We start from the raw sequence: 26,014 nt of genomic DNA, 5'->3' as shown, positions 1-26,014 counted from the left end.
GTGAGGGTGCTAAAGTGCGCGTAAGGGTTAGCCAATCAAATTCGGTTCGATTGGTAACTCTTCGCTGCGCCGGACAATAATTTTGGAGTAGGCACACGTGTTTCTTTCGGCCGCAATGCGGCGTTTCAGCAATGTATTTCTGACTCGCAAAAGAAAAAAATCGCAAATTGAACGACAGGTTGCTCACCTTAAAAAGTTTGTGAGTTACCAGCCATCCGGTGGGTCCCCGCCCGCGCGTCCTGCGGATATGAACCGTCTGGATATCACTTGGGTCATCCCGGACTTCATGCCCGGCGCCGGGGGGCATATGACGATTTTCCGGATTGCCAGCTACCTTGAAAAATTCGGCCACAATGTTCGGTTTCTTGTTCAAAATCCAAGCGTGCACAAGACAGGTGCTGCCGCTCTCGAAACGATCAACAAGCACTTCCAACCCTTCTCAGGCTCTGTCGATTTGTTTCAGGGACGAACGCCCGAGGCGGAAGGTGATGCCGTAATCGCAACGGATCGGTTTACCTGCTATCCAGTGAACGCGATGAACCGGTTTAACAGAAAGTTCTATTTCGTGCAGGACTTCGAGCCTTCTTTCTACCCTGCCGGTACGGAAGCGCTTCTCAGCGAAGCGACATATCATTATGATTTTGATTGCCTTTGCGCGGGCGAATGGCTGCACAGGAAAATGTCCGATCAATTCGGGCGTTGGTCAATATCTTGGCCGTTGGCATTTGACGGCAGCGTATATAACCTTGGAGCGGGCGATAGCATTCGTAATAAAAACAGGATTGCCCTGTACGCTCGCTACGTTACCCCTCGTCGTGCTGTCGAACTGGCATTCATGGCTCTTGAAATTCTGAAGAGTCGTAACATTGACTTCGAGGTCGATTTTTTTGGTTGGAAACTCGGCAAACTCGATGTTGATTATCAGTACAGAGATCATGGAATATTGAAGAGCACCGAGCTTGCGAAGCTATACAGGGAGAGCACTATCGGTGTTGTCTTCTCCGCAACCAATCACTCACTGGTCAACAGGGAAATGATGGCGTGTGGCTTGCCGGTGATCGACCTCAACCTAGATACGGTCAGATCTATTTTCCCCGCCGGAACGATAGCTCTGGCAAATCCGACACCTGAAGGCATTGCGGATGTGATGGAGCGATTGCTTTATAACGAAGAAGAGAGAACTCTTCTTCGTTCGCGCGGCCGCGAACATGTGAAGGATTTGTCCTGGGAGAAATCTGCGAGACTGGTTGAAGCCGCCATTCAAGAGAGGGTATCTTATGCCGCCGGCGGGGCGGCGGCATGATGCACACATACAGATGCGCGGTGGTCATACCCGCGAAAAACGCAATCAGCATATTGCCACGTGTTCTGTCTCAAGTGGTATCTCAGCAGACCGAATGGCCTTATGAGGTCATTGTCATCGATTCTGGATCAACGGACGGCACAGTCGAGTATTTACGCAAGCTGGACACTATACGACTTATTGAAATTCCATCCGGTGAGTTTGGTCACGGCAAAACAAGAAACCTCGGCGTACAGGCGGCAGACGCCGAGTTTGTTGCGTTTCTGACGCATGATGCTGTCCCTCTCGACGGGCACTGGCTGGCCAATCTGGTGGAGATTGCGACCGAGGATGCCTCGATAGCGGGGGTCTTCGGCCGACATATCGCGCATGAACATGCGTCGCCCTTTATCAAAAGCGATCTGGATCAGCATTTTGAAGGCTTTCGCGCTCATCCAAAAATTCTCGGACGTGATACCGACCCAACCCGCTATGATATCGACCAAGGCTGGCGCCAGCTTTTACACTTTTATTCAGACAACAATTCCCTATTGAGAAAATCAGTATGGGAAAAAATACCTTACCCGGATGTTGAGTTTGCAGAAGATCAACTCTGGGCACGCGCGATTATCGAGGCAGGATACCGAAAGGGCTACGCGGAAAATGCTGTCGTGTATCATTCACATGACTATGGCGTGAGAGAGCAGTTTCAACGGGCATTTGATGAATCCCGCAATTTTAAAAAGCACTTTGGCTACAAATTGACGCCTAGTTTTCTCCACATGTGTGAGGCGGTTGTGAGGTTGAGCATCCAGGCCTTCAGGCAAAAGGTGGATAACCGATACGGTAAGGTTGGTTTTGGTGATCGTCTCGCGAGAGCACTCAGGCGATCTGCCTTGGTGGCGGGCCATTGCGCGGGTGCAAACCACGAAGTTTTACCTGTGTGGCTGTCTGCCAGAATGTCACTTGATCAGAAGCTGTTTAAAGCCTAGCACCAGCCAATGGTAAAGATCGGAATGGACAATATGAGATCGTGTTTGCAGCATTTTTTTATAAACGCTTATAAACGCGTCAAAAAAATGAATGCGCGGCCAGTACATCAGCGCGAAATGACGCCGGAGGATGAAGAGTTTCTTCGAAACAATCTAAACCTCTCCTTCATGGCCGATGCCCGTAACATCAAGATGATGTCTCGCTTTACACCTCGAAGCCGAGAGGAGTTCGCACGCAAAACCGGCTCGCTTGTGTTGTACCCACCAGATGAAGCCGCCGTCATCAAACACCTCGAGGAGAAGGCTGCTCTACGTGCCGCTCCTCCGGGCTACGAGTTGAAGCAATTAAATGGCATCAATGTGGGATGCGGTGACCGTCGGATTAGCGAGTATCTGACACCTGTCGATATTATGCGCGAAGGTCAGGATTCGAGTGGAGCGCATCACGCGTTTCTCAAGGATGCAATACTTGCAAATCCGGAGGATCTCCCATTCAAAGCCGAGAGTATCGATTATATAGTGGCTCTTCACATGCTCGAGCACGTCGCCAGTCCTGTAGACGTTCTCCTTCATTGGGAAACCGTCTTGAAGCCAGGCGGCGGTATCGGTCTCGTGCTTCCTGATTACGAATACACATGGAATGCTGCCGGAGACCAAAGCCAGTTTGGACATAAATGGAATGCGAGCGCCGAAATCTTCCAAAGACTTTACGAAATGCATCTTCACGAAAAATTCGAACTGGAAGTCATCAACACGCTGGAGCATAAGATCAGCTTTGACGTCGTGTTGAGAAAGCGGGGTGCTTTCCAGCCGTTCACAATATCCAATGCGACAAGCGCAAATTCTGGTGCAGAGCTTGCTAAAATGGGCCTGATGGTCAGTCAGTGAACGAGGTCAACTGAAACTAGACGGACACCGGTTCGTTTTCAGAGCGCAGCGCCATTACATAGGGATCAAGGACATCTTCGTTAATGTACTTTAACGTTTATACCGATGCCAGAGACATCGTAGAAGGCTACCTAATCCCGGATGGCTTTTCGACCAAGCCGTCGATTATGGTAACATGCGGAGGCCACGTCTTCGGGCCCTTGAAGTGCGACGTTTTTCTCGATGCACCCGTCAAGCACGGTCATCACGACACGGGTATCGTTGGTTTTCGATTGACCGAAGAAAATGTGCCTGGCGTGACTAATGCGACCGAACTCGAAATCAGCGATGCGGAATCACGGTTTATTTTTTACCGCCGCCTGAAGCCTGAGCATATAAACAAACGCGTCTTCAGGCTGGAAACTCAATTCGCCCCGCATCGCGAACTCGACGATAGTTTCAGAGGCCATTTTCAGTTTTACGCGGGCAGTGCCGAACAATATGGCGGAGAGACGGTTCGCCAGATGTTGGAGATCATCAATCAGCCGTCGACTTACGTCAGCGGGCGCGTCTTGTTGCGCAGTGTTCATCGATACTTCACGGAGGACACGATAAAAATAACGTCTCTCAGAGATCCGTTCTACGAACTGGCCATCAGGCTAGTATCTGTTGCATCATATAAAAAACGGCCGATGTCTTTCGTCTCAGAGAGAGACGCGATCCTGTTTGAACCCGCAATGGAGTATTTTGCCGACACAAATTTTGCTGACGTCGAAAAAATAAGGTCTAAGATACTTTCAGCGCCCAAAGATGTGCTGTCCCTTTTCGAGTCTCCTTTTACGCACCAGTTTGTCGCATCAAGTCCAACGGACAAAATATCGCGGGAAGGGGTCTCAAGCGCATTGGATGCGTTGTCGCAATTCACGATATTCGACTCAGGCGAACTAGACAGTGCTATCGCGCAATCGATTGGCGAGTTTATCGGTTTGGATAGCGCTGAAATCTCGTTTTCGCCGGTGCGTTCACCGTTTCTGGAACTTTCAGAGGTGCTGCGAGAAATCAAGGTTCTCGAACAAGTTCTCGAGAACGATCTCATTCTTTTTCATTTCATCAGAAAAGCGGAGCAACGCGCCAGAGCGTCATTTGCGTAACGAGGATTTACTGGTCGTCATGCTGATGACACCATCTGCTGCTGGGTGTATCTAGAGACCTCAAGGCTCGGATTGTCGTCACGAGATTATTATATCTCGGTCAGATACAACGCAGTGCAACACACTGGTATGCTAACGAAGCACCATTGAATTCCAGCTCCAGGGATAAACCATGAATCTTGAGGTCGGTCATCTCGACAAGGCGGTTAGTATCGCGGCGGCAGACGACGTGGACGCCAATAGTGAGAGCTATGAGCGCGGCAGCAGATTGTTTAATAATACGAACTCATTGCTTATGTTCGTGATTCTCCCAGGAATAATCGCCGGAATATATTACTTCCTTTTTGCAAGCGGCCAGTACATTTCCGAATCCCGCATGGTTGTTCGCACAATCGGAGTGAGTGAGCAGTTCGATACCTCTGAAAAGCGTGACGGTCGGTCGATTATCGGTGGAGATTCACTGACTCAGGATTCCTACATCGTTGCCAATTATATCCAGTCGCCACAGATCGTACGGCTGCTCGATGAACGTATCCAATTACACGACCTGTTTTCACGTGCCGATGTCGATTATTTTTCGCGGCTGCCCAAAAATGCCAGGTTCGAAGACCTTCACAAATTCTGGTCACGGCAGGTCGACACCTATGTTGATGGTCCATCGGGAATTATTATTCTTACGATCCGTGCATTTTCACCAGAAGATGCCGTGGAAATTTCCAAGGCTGCCCTAGATGCTGCCGACGAGATGATTGATACAATTTCAGAAAAAGCAAAACACGACCTCATACAACGCGGTGAGAATGACGTTACCCTTGCGCTGGCGGAATATCGCAAGGCACTTGACGGTCTTAGAGAGTATCAAAACAAGACTGGAATTCTCGACCCTTTGGCTTCGGCAAAAATGTCAAACGCGATTATTGCCAAGTTGACAGAGCAGAAGTTGAGACTGACCGTGAGCTTGAACTCACTCGTAGCCGCTGGGGCCGATAACACCGCTAGGGGGCGTGAACTGACACGGTCCATTAACGCGATCGATGACCAAATACGGTTGCGTCAGGACAGTGTTGCCGGCGCAACGCCCAGCGACGGTGTGCAAATTTCGTCCAGCATGGCAGAGTTTTCGCGACTTGAAACGCAACGTGTCGTCACGCAGGCGTTGTATGAATCAACCGTGCGAAATCTGGACACAGCGAAATCGACGGCATTGAAAAGAACGACTTTCATCTCGGTTTTTTCGGACGCTCATGTTCCGGAGGAGTCACGGTATCCTGATCGTTTTTCGCAATGGATTATTCTTGTCGGTGGACTTTTGACCCTTTGGATGACCGGCACATTGATTTGGATGTCCATAGAGGATCATAGAGTATAATTATGATTTTTATGGACCGCGTCACAAAATACTACAAAACTGCCGCGCATCGGCGTTACATCCTGCGAGACCAGACGATGCATTTTGCCTCCGGGAGGTCTTATGGCCTGCTGGGTGTCAATGGCGCAGGAAAGTCGACGACGATGCGTCTGATTTCAGGGGCAGAACTCCCGAACTCAGGACGTATAACGCGACAAGTGCGTGTTTCCTGGCCTCTAGGTTTTGCGAACGGTTTGAACCATCAACTCAGCGGTAAGGAAAACCTGAAATTCGTTGCACGCGCGTATGGTGAAGATTTTCGCCGTGTTTTGCGTTTCGTCGCTGATTTTGCCGAGATTGGCAGCTATCTAAACGAACCAATACGGACGTATTCGTCAGGTATGATGGCACGTTTCGCTTTTGGGCTTTCGATGGCGATCGAATTTGATTGCTACCTCGTTGATGAAATCACCGCTGTCGGAGACTCGAACTTCCAGCGCAGATGCCGGGAAGCCTTTCGTCAACGCAGAGAGAGATCGGATGTGATTATGATCTCCCATGATATGGATACCATTAAAGATTATTGTGACGTCGCGCTTGTTCTCATAGATGGGCATATGGTGCAATTCGAGAGCGTCGAAGAAGGGATAGCGACTTACATGCGCTTGAACCGTTAATTGGCCTCGTCGTTCGGAGATTCGGTGTGAAAGAAGACAATAAGCTTATTCAACAGGGCGCGTTATCTGCATCGGAACGGAGCCAAAAACTAGCGTCCGCTCTTAGCTCCTACGCACGTATGCTGACGTTTGAAAACCGCAGCCGCCGTAATCTCTACCGTTTGGCAGGGTTGGCGCCGCGAACGCGCGACAAAATATTCTCCATCGTGATCGCGATTTGCTTTGCGCTGACATTCGTCATTCCGCTGCTGACAAGTGTGATTTATTACACAATGGTTGCCAGTCCAGGTTATGTGTCGGAGGTTCGTTTCGTCCTTCGGTCTTCTGCTCCCATGCTCTCTAGAGACCGTTACGCGAGTTCAACTGTCGAGCCAAAAGCGAAGATCGTTCAGGACACCGCCGTATTATTGAATTATCTCGATAGCCCCGCTTTGATTGAGGATGTGTCAAAAAACATATCGCTTGAAAAATATTTCGGGCGAGACGAAATCGATTACTTTTCAAGGCTGAAGCCCGAGGCCAATCAGGACAAGACGCTGAAATATTGGCGTAAACATTATTCCGCTTCGGTTAACCCCAAAAGTGGTATCGTCGAGCTTCAGGTCACGGCCTATACTCCGAAAGAAGCAAAAGATTTGCTACAGTTGGTCCTGAAACTGTCTGAGGCTCAGGTCAACAAACTGAGTTCGGGCATGTGGAATGATCTTTTGGTCACGACTCAGCACGACGTGGAAAATGCTACAAAAGATGTGAGCGACTTGAGAGGTCGGCTGAGGGATATCCAGAACACGACTGGCGTCTTTGATATTGACATGTCTGCGGAGCGATTCAGCTCGGTATTGACCGGCGTCGAAGCCAGCATAGCTGATCTTAGAAGTCGCAAGGCGGCTTTGGCTAAGACAGTTGGCGCGGATGCTCCACAAGCCTCTGAAATAGATAGACGACTGCAAGGGCTAGAGGCTCAGTCAAAAGAACTGCAGGAGAAAACGGCCGGTGTCGGTAAGGAGAGCCTCGCAGCCTACTCAACCGCTTTTGAAAATGTGAGGCTTGATCTCAGCATGGGGGAAGAACGTCTCCGTTCGGCTATCTCAGATCTTGAAAAGGTAAGACTGGTGAGTTCACTTCAATTGGTCTATGTCGATGACTTTACACAACCGACACTACCGGATGACGCCACTTATCCCAAAGTGCTTCTGGAGCTGTTTCTGCGGTTTTTGGCGTTCACTGCGTTAGCGTTTGTCGTTTGCGGTTCGATTGTACTGATCCGCAAGAAGCTGGATTGATTTGCTTCACCCACTCCCTGCACCGCAACTTCGACGCTGCAAATGCAGTGTTATCTCTTCGCCGACCGTAGCCTCTCAGACAAAAGGTTTTTGATGACGGATCAACAGTTTGATATCCGAAGAAAAGAAAATAGGTCTACTGTAAAAGTCGCCATAGCGCGCAAGCTTAATGTGATGCACGCCGTTATCCTGCGTGATATCCGAAGTCGATACTTCGACCACGGACTGGGGTTTTTAATCGTACCTCTTTTTCCTGTCGCGCATATGCTTTTATTGCTAATTATCTACAAATTGGTTGATCGCGAAGCGGTGTTTGGTGACGATCTTGTGCTGTTCTTTGCTACTGGGCTTATCCCAGTGCTTACATTCAATTATGTGTCGAGATTCATGTCAGTATCGGTGCTGTCCAACAAATCGATGTTAGCATTTCCCGCCGTTCGCCTATTGGATATCGTTCTCGCTCGTTCCGTGCTCGAACTCGTTGCAATCGTAATGTCGATACTAATTGTCTTGGGTATTCTTGTTTCGGTAGGATCAAATCCAGTTCCGCGTTCAATGGAAGATGCGGCGTTGGCTATACTGTGCGTTGCTATCCTGTCGATAGGTGTTGGGATCGTGGTGAGTGTGGTTAGCGCGATTTTTCCATTTTTTGCGATGTTCTATGCCTTATTTACAGCTGTAATATATTTGAGCTCGGGGGCGCCAATATACTTGCACGCGTTTCCTGATATCGCACTTTACTATTGCTCTTTCAATCCCGTCTTCCACGCTGTAGAATGGATGAGATCGGCTTATTATCTTGGCTACTCCGAACAATATCTCAGCAAGACGTACCTGTTGGCTTGGGCGTGCGGCAGCTTGGCCGTGGGACTTTTTATGGAGCGGCTCATGCGCCGACAAATTTTGAATGGCTAGAGCAGAGAAGTAGCTGGGTTTACGAGGTCAGCTGCGCCTGACGTGCGACCGACAGTTGATCTGAGCGGTCTATCATTTCTTTCCGCCCAGCAATCAGTTAGCGTCCGGTGAGCGGACTTTCGGTCGGCATCACTCAATCCTGTCTTACGCGGCCCATCAGGCCGCCTCGTTCAATTCTTTTAGCGGTGACCACCGCCAAGGCAAAAGCTCTTCGNGCGGCCCATCAGGCCGCCTCGTTCAATTCTTTTAGCGGTGACCACCGCCAAGGCAAAAGCTCTTCGAGGCGATGAGCGGGGTGATCCTGAATGCGTGTCAGGACATCGGTTAGATAGGCTTCCGGATTGTGGCCGTGGAGCTTTGCTGTTTCGATGATGCTCAGGATATTTGCGATGCGCTCACCACCCTTGTCGGAGCCTGCAAACAACCAGTTTTTGCGGCCAATTCCCAGTGGCCTCATGGCACGCTCAGCTATGTTGTTGTCGATTTCGACCCGGCCATCATCGAGATAGACGCTCAATGCTGACCATCGTGACAGGGCATACCGCATCGCTTCTGCAAGCTTCTGTTTCTGTGGCAGGGTCTTCTGGNGACCATCGTGACAGGGCATACCGCATCGCTTCTGCAAGCTTCTGTTTCTGTGGCAGGGTCTTCTGGGCATCCTCGATCCACTCTTTCAGCTCGGCCAGTATGGGCTTGGCATGCTGCTGGCGCAAATCCCGCCTCTCGTCAGGCAACATGCCACGGATACGATCCTCGATATCGTAGAGAGCACCAATGCGCGACAGCGCTTCCTGCGCGATCGGTGATGGCTTGAGTTTGATCACGTCATGGAATTTGCGGCGTACATGNCAGCGCTTCCTGCGCGATCGGTGATGGCTTGAGTTTGATCACGTCATGGAATTTGCGGCGTACATGCGCCATGCAGGCAGCCTCTATGATCTGATTGCCGTACAGCTTGTTGTAGCCAGCATAGCCGTCCGCGTGCATCACGCCACTGAAGTTGGAAAGATGTTCAGCCGGGTGCACCCCCTTGCGGTCAGGGCTGTAACAATAAGCGATCGCTCCGGGCCGGGGATCTTGATAGCCACGCCCATCGAAGACGTAGACCCAGACCCTCCCGGTCTTGGTCTTTCCTCGTCCAGGGTCGAGAACATCGACCGGAGTGTCGTCGGTATGGATCCGATCGACGGCCGCGATATGCGCTCTGATCAGCAANAACATCGACCGGAGTGTCGTCGGTATGGATCCGATCGACGGCCGCGATATGCGCTCTGATCAGCAAAATCAGGGGGCCGAGCAAAGCCGATGCACGCCCCATCCAGTCGGCCATCACGGAACGGGAGATATCTATCCCAAGCCGATCGTACATCTCCGACAGTCGGTAAAGTGGGATGTGATCGTCGAATTTGGCGACCATGATATGGGCAAGCAATCCGGGACCGGGTTTGCCGCGCTCGATCGGTAGGGTCGGCATCTTGCCAGACACCGATGTGTCGCAGTCCTTGCAAACGAAGCGCTTTTCGACATGGCGAACAATCTTCACGGATGCCGGCACATGCTCCATGACCTGGACCACCTTATCAGGTGCTTTCAGGAACGATGTCCCGCCGCAGGTCGGGCAATTGCACCGCGCTGGATAGATCCGCTCTTCTGTCGGCAGCCCATCCGGCAAAGGTCTGCGTTTTGGCTTTTCGCAGGCATCTTCCAGCTCCGGCAGAGGTGTCCTTCCAGAGCGAACCTCAGCCTCGGCGCGGGACGCTTCAATCTCCTCGAGCATCAGTTCGAATTGTTCGATCTTGCGGTCTATTTTCTCGGACGAGGCCCCATGCTGTCGATGTCGCAGCAACTCCAACTGCGCGCGCAAAATGTCGATTATGGTATCGCGCTTGGTAACTTCCGCGTCTTGTCGCTCGAGTTTCGCCGCCTGCTCAGCAACCAGTGCACGCAGTGCAGATAGCTCGTCCTGACCCTGTGGCGCCGTTGTTTCCATACCCAAAAATGTAACTGATTTGGCCCTTTAGCGCCAGTATTTTACCCCTGACACNCGTTGTTTCCATACCCAAAAATGTAACTGATTTGGCCCTTTAGCGCCAGTATTTTACCCCTGACACCCTTGCAAAATAACGCTTTCAGCCCGTGCGATGAGGCGCTGACGTCCATGTCGGTCGCCGCCAATCGATCCCCTCGACGAGCATCGACAACTGAGCCTGCGTCAGATGCACAACGCCATCTTTGGCCGCCGGCCATGGGAAGTATCCGCGTTCCAAAACCTTGTAAAACAGGCAAAACCCCTGGCCGTCCCACCATAAAAGCTTGATCCGGTCGGCGCGCCTGCCGCGGAACCCGAAGATCGCGCCAGAACCAGGCGCTTGCCTGATCACTCCCTCGACCAGTGCAGACAATCCGTCGATACCGCGACGCATGTCGGTCACTCCGCAGGCCAGATAAACCTGCACATTCCCTAACGGCCCGATCATGCGGCTTCAACACAAGCGATCAACGATGCCAAAGTCTCCCGCTCGATCTTTGCCGGTACCTTCAGGCTGCGACCGTTGCGCAGCGAGATCCGTACAAACGTTTCCGGGGACACAGTGGATGGCACGTGCTGGGAAGGATCGTTGTCAACAAGACGAACCGGCAAGAACGACGGCGAGTCATCTCGACCGTAGAGAGTTCTGCGCCAGACCCTGATTTGCGATGGATGAACGTCATGCCGACGTGCCACATCGCAGACGCGTGCGCCAGGCTGAGCCGCTTCCGCCAGGATGCCCAGCTTCACTTCCAACGGCCAACGCCGCCTGCGTTCAATGCCTGAAATAATCTCCATGCGAGCCATGCCAACCTCTAAGATCCCGATCTAATCCCAGCACTAATGCTGGTACTAACGCCAGATCATCGCCTGGATGGCTCAGTTCGCGAAATGACTTGGCCGGACGCACACATTTCATTTGAAGCGAAAACGGCTTTCCATGCACTTAAGGGTGCGCCGACGAAAGATGGCTCTCTAAGACAACGGCGAGGATCTAGAATGCCGTCGAAGTGAAATTCCAGGGCGGAATGAACGGGGGATGGTTCCAATAAACTGTGGCACTTCGCAGGCTCCGATCAGGGTGTCGATCGCGCCATTTGCGTGGCGAGGGTATCCGCCTATGCCGACTATCCTATGTCCGAGCTCAGCGAACATATGTCTTGTTCTTCGAAGACGGTATCGAAGACCTCCAGCAGATAATCGCCAACCTTCGGGTCTCGGAAGACGCACCGCCACAACCGACTGCCCAAAGCGATTGCGAGAAACCATAGCTATAGGCGCGCCGAACAGACGTGCTGATTACCCTGGTCGAGTCTCCTGAAAAACATCCTCAACTCTAGGCTTTGATCTTGGTACGAATCGCGTAGGCCATCGTCCTGGAGGATATAGGTTTGGGCAGAAAAAGCGCGGACGTCATGTCATCGCTGGAAAGTGACATTTTAAGATCACTTCCTCCAATGATGATGGACGCCGTCTTGAAGGCTGCGTGCAAAGCAGTAGCACTCTGATTCTCGGGAAGAGACGATTGGTCAACTAGAACCAGATCGGCTTGCTTGCCTTTTGATATCCAATTGCAAAGGTCTGCACATGTCTTAAAGCCCACCGGCTCATAGCCCAGAGCGGCGATCTTGTCTTCGTACACCTCCCGCAAGACAGGATCTGGCTCAATCAATGCCACAATTTCTCCGTTGCCACGCGGTGTTTTACAGGGCCCAAAAAACGCGTCCGGGCTGACGGGCTTCTTCGAGGAAGGAGGTAGATAAATGTCGAAGCGCGTCCCTCGCCCTACGGCTGAAGTAACGTCAATATATCCTGCAAGCGCGCTGACATGACCGTGCACGGCAGCAAGACCTAGACCCGTGCCGCCGCTGCAAGAGCGTGTTGTAAAGAAAGGCTCAAAAATGTGGGGGAGCACAGTTTCGGCAATGCCTTCACCGTCGTCGCTGACAGAAAGAAGAACATAGTCGCCAGCTGGCATAACACCATGCGCCAGTACTTTCTGTCGAGATACAAAAATTCGGCTAACGATGATGTCGATTTGACCATCGGCGGTAAACGCCTGGGAAGCGTTCTTGCAAAGATTCATCAGCATCTGCTGAACCTCTAGCGGGCTTCCTTCGACTACGCTCTTCTTGTCGTCAAACTTGAACTTCAGCTCGATGTTGCGCTGCAATGCAACACGCAATAAGGGAGCAATTTCCATTACGAGTTCGGAGACACTGAACGGCTTTGTCACGCGTTCTAGTTTTCGACTTAGAGTCAAGATCTGATCGATAATGAGCCTGGCTCTGTCACCCGACGAAATAATTTGGTCAATGTGTCTTCGGGTGACAGATGACCGACGCAGCATGTTTTGCGCCATTTCAGCGTACCCGAGGATTGCTCCCAAAATGTTGTTGAACTCATGCGCTATTCCACCAGCAAGTGTACCAACTGCCTGAAGACGTTCCGCATGCTCTAATCGCCTCTCCAGAATATCGCATTCGGTCTGCTTACGCCGAACATCGATATAGTGGCAGAGGCAGGCGGTGGCGAGTTCAAGAAGCTGAACTTCGCCTGGACAAGATTTCAGACGATAGCCCTGGTAACCGAGGGAACAAATCGCTATCAGTTGATCCGTAGATTTGTGTGCCAGCAGCATAGAAACGCCCGGAGTCTCCGGAGGAAGGCAGCTGACCTTTCGCGTCGACATGATGCGGAATACTGACGCACGCTCATCCGCTCTGGCAAGAGAAACCATCTCGCGTAGCGCGAGGTCCTCCCAGACGGGCTCAGGCAGCTTCGCAGCGAAACTTTCGACAGCCCACCTGTCACCATGGTCCACCAATGCTAGTGCACACGATTCCGCATTAAAGAAGCGTTGAATAATTCCAAGCGCAGCTTGCGCGGACGAATTGAGGGACGACGCTGTGGCCCCTCCCCCCTCGAAACAAACCCCAATCTCTTTGATTACCTCTTCGTAATCCAAACGCCGCGTTAACCAAGCCGTTTTCCGACGCAGCCTATAGACCAGTGAGATGATGTAGATGCAAAGGCCCACCGAAACGGAACCCAAGAAGATCCGTGCCCGCTGCTCCCTCACGCTTTGCAAGCTATAGGCCTCCAAACACTTGCGCTCCAATCTTTCGGCAATTTCAGCGGTGTCGGAGGTCTGAATCATGTTTACGGCATCGTTCACACGGGGCAAAATCGACAAGATGACGCGACCCTCGCGTGCAAGTATACGGATAGGAACTTCAGCCCCACCGCTAGCTTTTTGGAGCATGTCGAGTTCGTGACTGATCTCCAACGAGAGTGCTGGGCTTGGCTGACGCACAAACTGCAGCATCAGGCTGCCCAATTCGTTCGAATTTTCGACCGTCTGATCCGTCGACGACATTTTGGGAAGAATACTAAGCGCGCGAGTGAAGCTGGCAAGCGAATCTTGCAGGAGCACGTTTTGCGCTCCGAAGGCTGCAACGGCCGCGTCGGTCGTATCCACAGACACCTTTAGCTTGTCGAGCAGTTGAGAGAAATCATTGCCGATCACAAGATGAGATTGTTTAAATAGTCGCTTCAAATTTTCCAGGTTCTTCCGCAAAGCTCCCAACCTGGAGATAATGGGCCGGTAGTTCGCCACCACACCCGCTTCCGCGCGGAGTACATCCCGCTGCAGCGAAGCACTGTCGATGTTAATAGCTCGCAATTGGGTCAGGATCGCCCGATTGGTTTCATTGTCCTGCCAAGACGTAATCGCCATCAAGGCAAAAATCATTGCAGCAACTACCAAGGCCAGGATAGACCAAGGCTTGGCGCCTGTCTTGAAATCTTGCCGAGACGGTGAATACCTTCCATTCATCCGCACTTACGTCCTCGTACCAGCGCTCAGTCCCACCCCGGTGGCCCTTAGGCCGCACAGTAGGGTTTGTAAATGGGTTGAAGCAACAAACGTCGACTCAGTGTGTTTCAAATGAAACACAGCCTCGGCATTCCAATGGATGTTTCCGGTTGCCGAGGTGTTCTTTGACTCCGCGCGGTGGCTGGTAGGATCGATATGGTCGGGATGTCGCCGTTTGCACCGAGAAAAATGAAATCGTCGACATTAACAATATGGCTGATCATGCGTCGACAGGGCAAGTTGCTATGCTATGCGCAGCGAGAACTGCCGTGGCGGCTGCCGCGGACACTAGCGGATATTAGGTCTGTGTTCGTACCACCTTAGAGGCTGTCGGCTTCGAAACGAAGCCAGGACGTCAGCGGCATATGAGACCCAACCGGCTTTTTCGTGTGCATATCCGTTAAATATTCTTCAGCGGCATTTTTCGTTTCAGGTGACCAAGCAAAGCTGCAACACGAACTGTCAGGTGCTGACGGAGCATACCGCGCGGCCGATGTGGCTTCCCTACTCAAATCGCCTATCCGCTTTTCGACGTTGCGTTAACGGGGTCCGCTGCATTCACCATAAGCAGGTGTCGGGGCCAAACTCCTCAATTGTTCAGGAGGACAACGGGATGGAAACTCTCATGGCCGAATGAGCCGGCAACGTCAAAAATGTACGATTACAAATGTAGCGCGATATTAGTTCAGCAGATTGCGTAAAGCTGGTAAAAATCATGCAGTAAAACATCATAATCCGAATTGAAAAATCTGGTTTGGAACAGATGGGATATCCCATTAAATTTATATGAGGCGCACATGATACTCCATCTCATCTACGGACCGACTTGCAGCGGCAAAACGGACATGGCGATCCAAATCGCACAAGAAACCGGGTGGCCGGTGGTTGCCCTTGATCGTGTGCAATGCTGTCCTCAAATCGCGACAGGTAGCGGAAGACCTTTGGAATCGGAATTGCAATCAACGCGGAGAATATATTTGGATTCCCGCCCCCTCACCGAGGGCATCCTTGACGCTGAGAGTGCCCATCGTCGACTCATATTCGAAGTGGATTGGCGGAAGTCCGAAGACGGTCTTATTCTCGAGGGCGGGTCGATTTCGCTTCTCAATTGCATGGCTAAAAGTCCGTTTTGGAGATCGGGTTTTCAATGGCATGTCAAGCGGCTACGTCTTGGGGATTCGGACGCCTTTCTCACCCGAGCCAAGCAACGCGTTGCGGAAATGTTTGCCATCCGGGAAGATCGCCCCTCGTTGTTGGAGGAGTTGGCGGAACTCTGGAACTACCCTGCCGCTCGACCGATTTTGGAAGATATCGACGGATATCGCTGCGCAATTCGTTTTGCGCGCAAACACGATCTCGCAATCAGCCAGTTGCCAAATATTGATGCAGGGCGGCACGTAGAGCTCATAGAGGCCATAGCTAATGAATATCTTGAACATGCGCTCTCGCAGGAGCGCGATTTTCCTCAGTGGCCAGAAGATGGCGCAGGACAGCCTGTTTGCCCGGTCACGCTGACGCGAATTCGGTGATTCGCCGCTTCATCATTTGACCTGCGTGTTGGATGGCCATCGGCGGCGCAGCATCGGTCGGCGTCACCTCCAAGCGCGACATGCGGCGCGCCAAAGCTATTCGCACATCTTATTTGAGTAAGTGATTTCTTTCGAAGCACCTCGGCCGGCGCTCGGTCCTCGAGGGATTTGGCCGCTTCCGAGTTCCAGCAGTTGCAGATTTCGATTAGCCGGCGTCGGTCAGGCTTCAAAGTCGACTTCCATCAAAGTCATTTTGGTTACACGTCGACATTGCATCTCAGCAAGACGAGTGGCTGTGCCGACTGATATCGACCGATTGCCATTACGTACAGCAGGCTTATTCGGTTACATTTGAAACCAATCTTTGGTCTCCTGTAATCATTATACTGCTGATGGACTGCACATATCGTCGGTAAGCTTACATAAGGAGTACGATGACATGGGGCACCAAAAGAAATCAGACAAGCGCCTGGGCTACTCGCATCTGCGATTGGCAACTATCGACGGCGTATCCCTGCCTGATCTACAACTATCGCCCGACCGGCAGCAGCGCCCAACTTCGACGAAGAGGTCCTTTTTCGAGCAACTGCTCTTGGATTTTGCGTTCGGTTGCGAACTATTTTATCCGATCCAGCTATACGAGCATCTTGCAACGCGCGAGGGGGAAGACCAAGAGCGCTGACTCGCAAGTGAGAATAACGATTCGATAGATTTGGGAGAAATCCAACCAGCCGCCGCGCTCCTGGTTTGAAACCCAAGTCCATTGGATTTCCAAGTGCCACGATGAAAATTGTCGCCACGCTGGACGAAAACCAACGTGGTATCTCACTCGTCAACACCTGCAAATTCCAACTATAGGTCGGCGAGTGGACGGAGGATATCATGGACAACATCAATGCGACGCAAGCAAAGAACGGCTCGGGCACCTAGGCTTCAACAGGTGCGAACCTGCGCGGCAGGAACATCAAAAGATGGTGAGAAAGTCAATCGGGAACCTGACCGGTATACGGTGCGCCCAAGGCGCAGGCCAGATCTTGCTGCCGGTATCATATATGCTGACAACGCGCGCTCGCCTCCCAAAATCAACGCAATTTGACCGCAGGGTTCGCCCATCAAATTTGCTCCACAAAGGATTTCATTCTCCGTGTCATTATGCCCTTCGAAATGCTTTCGCATCGCCGCACTTGCAGCGGCCTCCATCGTGCTGGGCACCCAGATCGCAATTGCGCAAGAACCGTCTATAGGGTCTCAGTGGTTGAACACGCCGGCATCTCGAGTGGAAGCGCTTGCGGTTCTCCAGACCTTGAATGCCAATCTCCTGAGTAACGCCAGTGCTACGTTGACCCTTGACCGCTGGTGCGCCGGGCACAAGCTCGCACCGGAAGGTTCCAAGATCCTAGCTCAGCGTGTGCGCGGGCAAGCCAAGCCGGCCGATGATCACATCCGTGAACTACTGACCGTCGGACCCGACGAGCCGATCGCTTATCGCCGCGTTCGCCTGGTCTGCGGCGACCGCGTCTTGTCCGAGGCCGACAATTGGTATGTGCCGGCAAGATTAACGGCCGAGATGAATCAGGCATTGAATACCAGCGATATCGCGTTTGGCAGAGCCGTTCTGGCTCTCAATTTCACACGCACCAATCTATCTGCCAAGTTACTCTGGTCTCCTCTATCAGAAGGCTGGGACATGGACGGCTTGATTGCGTCTGGAAGGGGATCTCCTACCCTGCCGCCATTCCTGCTCGAACATCGTGCTGTGCTGAAACTTCCTGACGGCACGCCGTTTAGTACCTTGGTAGAAAGTTACACAAGCAAAGTATTAGACTTTCCGGTTCCACGCTCGCTTGCTCAGTAGTGTTTTGCGACGGCTACCGGATTCACTGCTCGAAAGAGAACGGATCGATACGAGTCATCCAGATCGCTTTTCAAGCTCAGGAGCTCGCTATAAAGGCGTGCTGCACAGGATCGGTTCGTCGTAACCGTGTTGAACAGCTGGCTGAAAACATCTTTGAGCGGGGCTGGCCATTCTGCCGCGCTCGCCCCTCGCATCATTCATGAACGGGCTGTCTTGGACGGCTGGCACTCATGTTCCCACGATACGTCAATAGGTCCCCAGTCGGATTGCAGAAACTGTTCGCGCCGCTATCGGCCAGCGGCTCCATCTCCTTACAAGAAACGCGAACGCAATTAGCAACGAAGAGGAACCCTATTTTTACAATGGCAGGTTGGTGCATCTGATATTGTTTGATCTAAAGCTAGATGAGGTCGGTTGTGCGTCGCGGACCGGTGCCTTCGCTGAAAGCAGCAAGGTGTGGAACTGGTGCTGCGTGATCTTAGAGCAATAGCGTTACCCGGCATGCAGCGGACGACGCGCTGCGCCTTAACTGCTTGTTTTTCTTCCCGTCCTAGAAATGCGGAGGCAACACGGATAGTTGTGGTTATCGGGAAAAACGATCAGGTTCAAAAACCTTTATGGAATGGGCGATTAATCGGGCCGAGGAGATTGTGTCGGCCAGGGACTGGATTTGCTGCGCTCGACATCCGAAGGTCATCGATGGAGCACCGATTATTGTACCATGCGCCTGACTAGTGCGATTATTGAAGCGCTGATCGAAGCTCGCAATTTTGAGCAGGCGCCGTTCGAAAACGTTCAAAAGAACTGATGGCCAGCCGCCAAGCGCAGCTTGTGCTCTATTTAGCCAAACTAATTGAGGGTCGGGGGATCTATTGAATATTAGCCCTGTCACCAAAGGTTAAGTTGGTGACAGGGCGTATCGCTGACACGGGGTGGCGATAGTGTCAACGACCAGGGCAAAATGCCAATACCCCAAAAGAAGTCCGATGAACATCCGCTCTGATCGCAAGGTTCATGCGAAATATGCGACCTGCTATCCAAGAAACCTTGGCGTCCGGATCATGAGTACAACCTTGGCGACATTTTTTGCGCATTTAAACCGGACGTTCGGTGCTCAAGCGCTTAGCTTCCTCGGTCCGAAGCGCATTGGGCCGGTCAGTACTCACTTGCCTATCCATTTCCAAAGGAGGTTGGCATTGACCCCATGTTCGAGCGCAAGTCTCGATACCGATGCCCCCGGCTCAAGGCAGGCTGCGACAAGCCGCTCCTTCGATACCGGATCAAAACGACGTCGCCCGTTCCGGCCTATAAGCCTCACACGCAGTTTCTGATCATCTTCCATGATTTGGCGTCCACCTCATTTTAGGTGGACACCAAATGCCTCAGCTCATTCAACGGAAAAAGGTGCGGGGTATTGCGCGCTTACCCTAAACCGCACCCGCACTTGGCGACTTGCGAGCTGAAAAATTCGTGAGATTATCTGCCGTTTCCAATGGATTGCCGAATGGCAAGTGCGTCGCGAATTCGGCGAGCAATTCAGGCGGAAAATGAGTTTTTCGTTCGGCATTGCATCCAACGCCGAGAGAGCCTTGTGGGATGCCAGTCTGCTGCTTTTCTCCCTTCGTAGATCAGCCTCCAATATGGCTCCGGCTCTACCACTTGGGCCTGGTCGGCCGAACCGCTTTCACGATACATTTGCGATCGCACCCTCGTCGAGGCAGGGATTCGTTGAAGGATGCGGAAAGAAACCTCATGAATTGAGCTTTCATTGCTATCACCCGCAATTATGCCGCTAAGATGAAGGCCTGCAGCTCATCTTTGCCCCAGGCTCCTCCCTTGGCGATGCCTGCCCGAAGGCCTCGGTCATCGACCAACATGGTCGACTCTCAATCGCGAAATTCCCGAAGGAGACCAACGACTACAGCATGGAGAGCTGGGAAGAGATCGCGCTGCGGCTGGCCGGCCAGGCAGGTATCGCCACTCCTCGGCACGAGTTGATCGACCTCGCCGGCAAGGCCGTCATGTTGTCGCGACGCTTCGATCGCGAGGGGCGATCCGCACCCCGTTCCTGTCGACGATGGCGACGATGGGCGGCGAGCGCGGCAGCTCTCCGGAGATCGTCGATGCCCTTGCTAAACACGGCGCCCAAGGTAAGACGGACGCCCATGTCCTCTATCGGCGTGTCGTCTTCCATGTGCTGATTTCCAATGTCGACGATCACCTGCGCAATCACGGTTTCCTGTGACTGGGAAAGGCGGACTGGTCGCTCTCGCCGGCATACGACCTCAAACCCGTTCCGACCGATCTGAAGGCTCGGGAGCTGACGGCGAACATCCATCTCGACGAGGGCACCTGCTCGCTCGATCTGCTGGAAGCCGCGTCGGAGTTTTTCGCGCTCTCACGCTGCCGCAGGCCCGCGCGATAATCAAAGAGGTCGCGACCATGACCGCAACCTGGCGCGATACCGCCAAGGCGATCGGCGCCCGCTCAGCCAAGATCAATCGCATGGCCAGCGCCTTTATTTTAAAACGAGCGCTTGCGCTATGACGAGTACCTTTTTCATACTCGAACCACCATCTGCAAATTGCCTCGCCGGGCAGATTAAGCCAACTCTGATTGGCGTCACACAGGAGTCAGAGATCACTATGGAGCGAAGAAACTCAACCCGTGACTGATCGCGCACTTGTAGGCCAAGCTGGTACCTTTTCTCTCGTAGCTTGGCATGTTGAATACGACCATAGTCAGTTCGGCGTCACCGTCCAACCGGATTTGGTAGCGAAGAAACTGAAGAATAGGCTTACCGTCACGATCAATCGTAAAGTGCTGATCCGCAAAAGCGAGGGTGCCGTCAGAAGTGATTCTATACCCATCTATGCGAATGCCTCCGCGCGTCTTCGTCGGCGGTGTATCGTCGGTCCCCGGAGTACACAAACTTAAATCGACCATAACGTCCACTGGCTTGCCGGTAGTCAGTGCAAGCGCAATCTCGGGAAAGGTTGCTAGTACATGACTATCATTGGCAGCGTTTGCAGCCGTAGCCAAAAGTATCCCAAACAGGGTGGGTAGCATAAGTTTCATAGGTGATCCCATTTAGATTGACTAAAAGAAGGTAAGCCATTCCGATACTATGGAATTGCTGTTACGTTGAGCTTTGAGATGAGGAGTCAGTCGCCTAGCAAGCCCTGCCTTGCAGTCGCCCCGTCTGCTTGATGAGAAGCAATCTCTCAGCGCGGACGATGATTCCACTAGGATGGCGTTTTCGGCATCTCCATGTTTCTGTTTGGTATGAAGTGTTGAGGGCGGCGGATTCCCCTGAAGCTCCGAGCGCCATGAGGCGATCCACGCGCTCATTCGCACGCGCTCCGGTGCTTCGAGACATTGCAGTTCACGGACAGCAAAACGCAACCCCGGAGGCGGGCCGCGCCGTTGCACTATCGCCACTTTGAGAATTTTCAGGCCCCGTATTCGCCTGTTTATTTCCGCGCATGGACAAGGCTCCGAAACCGTCCTCTTTTCCAAAGGCTGCACTCAGGGAAGATCGGCTCAATTGATATCCCTTTGCATTTTTTAGTTCAGTGCAGTCGACGTTGCATCACCGTGTTGCACCAGATCGCAACCAGAGGGGTGGGGCCGGATAGGTAATGCTTTCCAACCTAGGCGTTTTAGGCCGCAGCGTGAAACCGGAAAAACCGCTGCGTCTACCATCCCTATCACGTCCGGTTGACACGGCCCCTTCAGACGAACGTAGGGTCGGACGTTTTCAGAAGGATTTCAGAAACGCCGGCGAAAGCTTCATTTGAAACAAATGGGGCCGTACATTCGAGACCTGATGTCCCTTCAGAATTTGCGAGGGAAGTGATACGGGATCAAACAGCATTCGCGTCATGGGGCGGTTCAACTAAAGACGTCCCCAAAAGTCCCGTCAGCGGCAAGACGATGCGATGTGTCAACTTACAACAGCGCGGTGGATCCAGGAAATTATCGCGATAGTCCAGAGCGACTTCTGTCACGTGAAGAAGCGTCTAGCTCGGCTCGCGTACGGTTGTAGACCTCATTGATATTTTTCTCAAAGCTTTCGTTCGTCGTTAGGAGTCCCACTGCATTTGGACCGCCTCTTGCTAACGACGCACTATATCTCTCAATTGTCTCAATTACTGTGTCTACAGCTCTGACCTCAGGCCCCGCCGCGTCCCTATATCGTCTAGGATTTGCGTCCATGGTTTTTTGAACCTCGAAATCGGCTATGGCTCGGCCAAACAGGGGAGACAGCCGCGGACGGCTGCTCCTCTCTTGTTGTATGCGAGCCAGTTGATCCGCATTTAGGTACTTTTCGCCTTGGACCAGCACGTCGACCGCAGGGCATTTCTGGCCCATATTCCAGGTCAAAGGGGGTTCTAGCCGCAAAATTTCGATAGAGCGTTCGATAAGTCGCGTCTTGTTTGCTTCACCAAGATCATTCAAGTGTTTTATGACACTAAGAATTGCGTCGCACTGAGCAGATTCAGGCAAATTGAGTATATTGGTGACAAATCTCGATTTTCCCGCTTCAGACTGGAACTTAAGAATTGGGCCAACGGCTCGCGTTCTGGCCGTCGGAGAGGGTCGGTTCGTCTCCCACTCAGGTAATTGATTTCCGGGAATGACCGTATCGAACACGGTTTTGGCGGAGGCGCCAATTCGTTTCATTCGCGCGTGATATTTTCCGACGGGATCACTTGTAACGGCTTCACGACCTGCACGCCCTGTACGTTCCAGGCTTCCAAGATTTCGTGCCGTTTCTATCGGGTCCTGGGTAGGAATATAAGTTGCCACCTTAGCCAAAAGCTCGGGAGGCATATCCCTATTTGTCGATGTAGAATGGACTTCCGTACGGGACGCTTCGGATTCATCACTTAAGCTTCGTTGGTTGGGCTCCATCGTGCATGCTCCTTCTTTCTCTCAATCGGTCGGAACCTACTGTGATAAAGAGAGAGCCTCAATTTTTATTGTATTACTTTTGCAATTAACAACCTGTGATTCAATTGACCTGGTGAAAATGCACGATGTTGAAGTAGTCATTTTCCGAAACCAAAGCTTGAGTAGTGTCTTAGCGCCGTAGATGGTCACCCTCACGTTTAAGCGCCAAGCGATTCCGATTGCCACAGGCGGAATGATATAAGAAAATAGCTTATGGTCGATCTTATAGAGTAATATTAATCAGACTATAGCATGATTTTTCTCCTAACGCACATGCTGCAGGCTGACTGATTATAAAGAGAATCTTTACATTTCGATTCTCGAATAAGATACCGAACCACGTCGAAACGGTCGCATTCCTGGGGGCAGAACAAGATTAGTGCGAAATTGTACGCTCTCATGAGCGATTTAGGTTTTCCGGGCGCATTTAAACTACCCCGTTTTCGCGAGGTCAGTCAATTGATGCAGCCTGTGCACGGTGCTGGAGATGGCGATCCGAACCGATGGTTATCATACTCTCATCCGCGGATTTTCACCGCCTGACCATATTCGATGCGGGCTTGCCTCTCTCTAAGGACGGATATCTATCCCAACGTAAGTCGAGGGTTCCCTGTTCTTTGGCCGTCATCTCCAGCATGCTGCACAGGCAGAAAGGTGCGGTACGTCTCGGGCTATGCTGGGATCGGCACGTGCCGGGCAATATCCCAGATAAAGCCAGCAAGTTCGCGCGCAATAGCGGTCAGAACACGAGGTTGTGGTTTCCCGGTTTTTGAAAGGTCCCGGTACCGCTTGCACAATCGCGTCTGCGCTTTCCAGCCAATATCTTTAATCTCTTGAGGCTGATGCTGACTGCGCTTCAAAAAAGGATGTCTTTCTCGAGGTGGGTGTCGATACGACAACTAGCTTCAACCATCATGGTTCGGGCCAGGGCATTACCTGTCTTTGTAATGCGCCCCCGTCTGACTGTGCTGCCGCTGGAATGCTCACTTGGCACCAGCCCCAACCAGGCCATGAGCTGGCGTGGATTGTCGAAGCGGTTGATGTCGCCGATCTCTGCGGCCAGTGTCGCAGCGATGATCGTGTTGACGCCGTGCAATGATCGCAGGGCATCGACCAGTGCACCAAAACGCCAATCCTTTACAGCATCTTTAATGGCCTGATCCAACGTGGCGATGCGCTCTTCGATCTGGCGGATGGTTCGCTTCAGTTCCTCAAAAGCCAGTTGCTGATGTGGAAAGCGGAATTTGCGCAGCTCATTGACCCAGCGCCAATGGATTTTGGTCCAGTAAGTAGGTCGATTGTAGCGAAGGCCATGCCGCAGCAGAAAGCTCTGGAGCTGCTGTTTTGCAATCTTCAGCGCATCCAGGGACTGTTTGCGGGTTCGGATCAGATCCCGCATAGCTTCCTGTTCTTCATCCGGTGTCCAGACCGGGGTCAATTCGCCTGCTCGCCACAGCCGCGCCAGCATTTCCGCATCGCGTCGATCGGTTTTGATCCGGTCGCCTGCACGACGAGGGATCATGGCCGGAGAGACGACAGCACAATCAAATCCAAGCTTCGTGAGCAAGCGATGCAGACCGTATCCGCATGGGCCTGCTTCATAGCAGAAGATGGGTTGGGTGTTTGCGGCAACAAGCCGCTTGGTGAGACCTAGAACACTATCTGCAGTATTTTCAATCACACCGTGAAATCGGATCTCTCGATTCCGACCGTCGTCAGCAATGGCGACAGCTATCGTGTCAGCATGAACGTCGAGGCCTACATAAACTATTTTCTCCATGGCTTTTCCCTTCGAAACCAATATTGGCTCAGCAAGGAAAACCTAGCGGCTTTACCGCCAAAAATCGCTCATCTGGTCTAACCGAATTCGTGCATATTTCCCGTAGTTTGCGGCCTGTGCTGGATAAGAAGTTTTAGGGTGAAATGCTATTTAAGACTCAGTTTTGGGAACGGATATCCATCTCGATCATCACTTTCCCGGCCAAACGTACGATTTCGCACTAATCTTGTTCTGATCCCTTTCTACGGCTTAATGCCAAGCGACAGTGGTTACGATTATATAAGCGTAACCGGTAGACTAATCGGTCCGCGGAAGCCGAAGCCGCGCCATTGCACCGCGTCCGGGTTAGTCAGCGTCATGTTCGGAAAACGTTCAAACAGCGTAGGCAACATGATCGCCCCGACGGTTTGACGCGAGATTTGCGCACCGGCACAGTGATGCGGCCCCGAGCCGAAGGACTGGTGCGCATTATTCTGGCGGAAGACATTGAAGCGCTCTCCGTCGTCAAAGACATCTTCATCACGATTGGCAGAGGCTTGGATGGTCATCACGGTATCGCCCTTCGGGACAAGAAAACCGCGAATTTCCGTGTCCTCCAGGACGAGGCGCGAACTCGCCTGGATCGGAGCAACCCAGCGCACGCCCTCCTCGAAGACTTGCCCCCAGCACTGCTGCCTCTTAACCTCCTCGAACTGCTCCGGATTGGTCAGCAATCCATAGATGATCGTGCCAAGAGCGTCGCGAGGCTCGTTGATGCCTCCGCCGACGGCGATTTTGATGTTGGCGTAAATCTGGCTCATGGGTATGGGATCAGACGCGGTCACCATGATCGCGAAAGCCGAGGGGTTCGGTTCCGCCCGGTGCTTTTCGACCAAGTTGTCGAAGAGCCGGTTCATCTCCGCATTGGCTTCGTTTGCCCGCTCGAAAGGCTCAGGCCGCCATCCGAAGTTGCCCGCCCCTTCAATTAGCCGCTGCGACCAACGTATCATTTCTGCGTCGGATGCTTCGCTAATTCCAAGGATATGAGCCAGGATACGGGCAGCCACCGGGCCGCAGATCTCCGCGAACAGATCTACTGTGCTGCCGCGGGAAAGGCGATCAAGATACTCGTTTGCAATGTCCCGATAGATCGCCGCCCAATGCTCCGCGGTCGTTTTGGGAGCAAAGGCCTTAGCCATGGCCATTCTTTCGCGGGCGTGTTCCGCGCCGTCCTTGCGCATTAGAGTATGGGCCTGGAAGGCCGGCTTCATTGGCGTGTTGGGGTCATCCGAACTGAAGCGCCTGGGCTGATCCTTCACCATCTTCGTATCGGAGGCCTTGGTCAGAAACGTTCGCATCACTGAGGCGACCCGCACCACCGGGGTCTGCGCGCGCATTCGGCGATAAATCGGATAGGGATCAAGTGTAAGGTCGTCGATTGTGGTTACGCGATCCACTGGTGCCAATTGCATTGGGAGTTCTCCCGGTTCATTT

General features: G+C 52.4%; 19 protein-coding genes and 5 pseudogenes. 12 read left to right on the top strand and 12 right to left on the bottom strand.

Features of this window, described 5'->3' with window-relative positions; translation table 11 throughout:
• Positions 1–97: 97 nt before the first annotated feature.
• The 8 genes from CPJ18_RS25380 (at position 98) to CPJ18_RS25345 (ending at position 8,515) form a co-directional block, all read left to right on the top strand.
• Positions 98–1,303, top strand: coding sequence for a glycosyltransferase family 4 protein (locus CPJ18_RS25380; protein ID WP_146258727.1), 1,206 nt, complete (start codon positions 98–100; stop codon positions 1,301–1,303).
• Positions 1,300–2,274, top strand: coding sequence for a glycosyltransferase family 2 protein (locus CPJ18_RS25375; RefSeq protein ID WP_103660365.1), 975 nt, complete (start codon positions 1,300–1,302; stop codon positions 2,272–2,274). The genes CPJ18_RS25380 and CPJ18_RS25375 overlap by 4 nt, the downstream gene beginning before the upstream one ends.
• Before the next feature lie 45 nt (positions 2,275–2,319).
• On the top strand, positions 2,320–3,162 hold the full coding sequence (locus CPJ18_RS25370; protein WP_167397981.1) for a methyltransferase domain-containing protein: 843 nt from the start codon (positions 2,320–2,322) through the stop codon (positions 3,160–3,162).
• Between the two features lie 83 nt (positions 3,163–3,245).
• Positions 3,246–4,292 (top strand): hypothetical protein, encoded by a 1,047-nt coding sequence (locus CPJ18_RS25365; RefSeq protein WP_103660363.1) that lies wholly within the window; start codon positions 3,246–3,248, stop codon positions 4,290–4,292.
• Between the two features lie 172 nt (positions 4,293–4,464).
• Positions 4,465–5,661, top strand: coding sequence for a KpsE/RkpR family capsule polysaccharide export protein (locus CPJ18_RS25360; RefSeq protein ID WP_103660362.1), 1,197 nt, complete (start codon positions 4,465–4,467; stop codon positions 5,659–5,661).
• Between the two features lie 2 nt (positions 5,662–5,663).
• The gene (locus CPJ18_RS25355; protein ID WP_103660361.1) at positions 5,664–6,317 is read left to right on the top strand and encodes an ABC transporter ATP-binding protein; all 654 of its coding nucleotides are present in this window, start codon (positions 5,664–5,666) and stop codon (positions 6,315–6,317) included.
• A 26-nt stretch (positions 6,318–6,343) separates the two neighbouring features.
• Positions 6,344–7,600 (top strand): KpsE/RkpR family capsule polysaccharide export protein, encoded by a 1,257-nt coding sequence (locus CPJ18_RS25350; protein ID WP_146258726.1) that lies wholly within the window; start codon positions 6,344–6,346, stop codon positions 7,598–7,600.
• 93 nt (positions 7,601–7,693) lie between these two features.
• Entirely contained in the window at positions 7,694–8,515 is an 822-nt protein-coding gene (locus CPJ18_RS25345) for an ABC transporter permease (protein ID WP_167397980.1), read from the top strand.
• A 223-nt stretch (positions 8,516–8,738) separates the two neighbouring features.
• Here CPJ18_RS25345 and CPJ18_RS27390 read toward each other — a convergent pair.
• The 7 genes and pseudogenes from CPJ18_RS27390 to virA all read right to left on the bottom strand — a co-directional run.
• Positions 8,739–9,102, bottom strand: a pseudogene (locus tag CPJ18_RS27390) (IS66 family transposase); the annotation flags it as partial.
• A 1-nt stretch (position 9,103) separates the two neighbouring features.
• Positions 9,104–9,363 (bottom strand): annotated as a pseudogene (locus CPJ18_RS27385) (IS66 family transposase); the annotation flags it as partial.
• Between the two features lies 1 nt (position 9,364).
• The coding region (locus CPJ18_RS27380; RefSeq protein ID WP_425353165.1) for an IS66 family transposase at positions 9,365–9,730 on the bottom strand (366 nt) is incomplete at its 3' end.
• 1 nt (position 9,731) lies between these two features.
• The coding region (locus CPJ18_RS27375; RefSeq protein WP_425353164.1) for an IS66 family transposase at positions 9,732–10,505 on the bottom strand (774 nt) is incomplete at its 3' end.
• A 139-nt stretch (positions 10,506–10,644) separates the two neighbouring features.
• A complete protein-coding gene (tnpB, locus tag CPJ18_RS25335) occupies positions 10,645–10,992 on the bottom strand; it encodes an IS66 family insertion sequence element accessory protein TnpB (protein ID WP_045232029.1) in 348 nt (115 codons plus the stop codon).
• Positions 10,989–11,351, bottom strand: coding sequence for an IS66-like element accessory protein TnpA (gene tnpA / locus CPJ18_RS25330; protein ID WP_103660358.1), 363 nt, complete (start codon positions 11,349–11,351; stop codon positions 10,989–10,991). The genes tnpB and tnpA overlap by 4 nt, the downstream gene beginning before the upstream one ends.
• A 529-nt stretch (positions 11,352–11,880) precedes the next feature.
• Complete coding sequence (gene virA / locus CPJ18_RS25325) at positions 11,881–14,382, bottom strand: two-component system sensor kinase VirA (RefSeq protein ID WP_065698655.1); 2,502 nt, start codon at positions 14,380–14,382, stop codon at positions 11,881–11,883.
• A gap of 836 nt (positions 14,383–15,218) precedes the next feature.
• On the opposite strand from virA, the gene tzs reads away from it, so the two are divergent.
• The 3 genes from tzs to CPJ18_RS25305 all read left to right on the top strand — a co-directional run bounded on the left by tzs (position 15,219) and on the right by CPJ18_RS25305 (position 17,805).
• Entirely contained in the window at positions 15,219–15,950 is a 732-nt protein-coding gene (gene tzs / locus CPJ18_RS25315; RefSeq protein ID WP_010891505.1) for a (dimethylallyl)adenosine tRNA methylthiotransferase, read from the top strand.
• A gap of 439 nt (positions 15,951–16,389) precedes the next feature.
• Positions 16,390–16,632, top strand: coding sequence for a hypothetical protein (locus CPJ18_RS26945; protein WP_045023278.1), 243 nt, complete (start codon positions 16,390–16,392; stop codon positions 16,630–16,632).
• Between the two features lie 462 nt (positions 16,633–17,094).
• Positions 17,095–17,805, top strand: coding sequence for a hypothetical protein (locus CPJ18_RS25305; RefSeq protein WP_010891506.1), 711 nt, complete (start codon positions 17,095–17,097; stop codon positions 17,803–17,805).
• A gap of 1,165 nt (positions 17,806–18,970) precedes the next feature.
• Here the strand turns inward: CPJ18_RS25305 and CPJ18_RS25295 are convergent.
• A pseudogene (locus tag CPJ18_RS25295) lies at positions 18,971–19,147 on the bottom strand (transposase); the annotation flags it as partial.
• A 463-nt stretch (positions 19,148–19,610) separates the two neighbouring features.
• Between CPJ18_RS25295 and CPJ18_RS27720 the strand changes: the two are divergent.
• A pseudogene (locus CPJ18_RS27720) lies at positions 19,611–20,050 on the top strand (HipA domain-containing protein).
• A 398-nt stretch (positions 20,051–20,448) separates the two neighbouring features.
• On the opposite strand, the gene CPJ18_RS25275 reads toward CPJ18_RS27720, so the two are convergent.
• From CPJ18_RS25275 to CPJ18_RS25250, 4 genes and pseudogenes are all read right to left on the bottom strand, one after another.
• Complete coding sequence (locus CPJ18_RS25275) at positions 20,449–20,883, bottom strand: VirK family protein (RefSeq protein WP_010891509.1); 435 nt, start codon at positions 20,881–20,883, stop codon at positions 20,449–20,451.
• 900 nt (positions 20,884–21,783) lie between these two features.
• Positions 21,784–22,722 (bottom strand): hypothetical protein, encoded by a 939-nt coding sequence (locus CPJ18_RS25265; protein ID WP_083212572.1) that lies wholly within the window; start codon positions 22,720–22,722, stop codon positions 21,784–21,786.
• 710 nt (positions 22,723–23,432) lie between these two features.
• Positions 23,433–24,541 (bottom strand): annotated as a pseudogene (locus CPJ18_RS25255) (IS110 family RNA-guided transposase).
• Between the two features lie 275 nt (positions 24,542–24,816).
• Positions 24,817–25,992: a cytochrome P450 gene (locus tag CPJ18_RS25250; protein WP_065698654.1), complete on the bottom strand. Its 1,176-nt coding sequence runs from the start codon at positions 25,990–25,992 to the stop codon at positions 24,817–24,819.
• Positions 25,993–26,014 lie beyond the last annotated feature (22 nt).

It is taken from the genome of Agrobacterium rosae, from assembly GCF_002915175.1.
GTDB classification, from domain to species: Bacteria; Pseudomonadota; Alphaproteobacteria; order Rhizobiales; family Rhizobiaceae; genus Agrobacterium; species Agrobacterium rosae.
The sequence above is the reverse complement of the archived record's forward strand: the minus strand, read 5'-3'. Positions and strand labels throughout refer to the sequence as shown.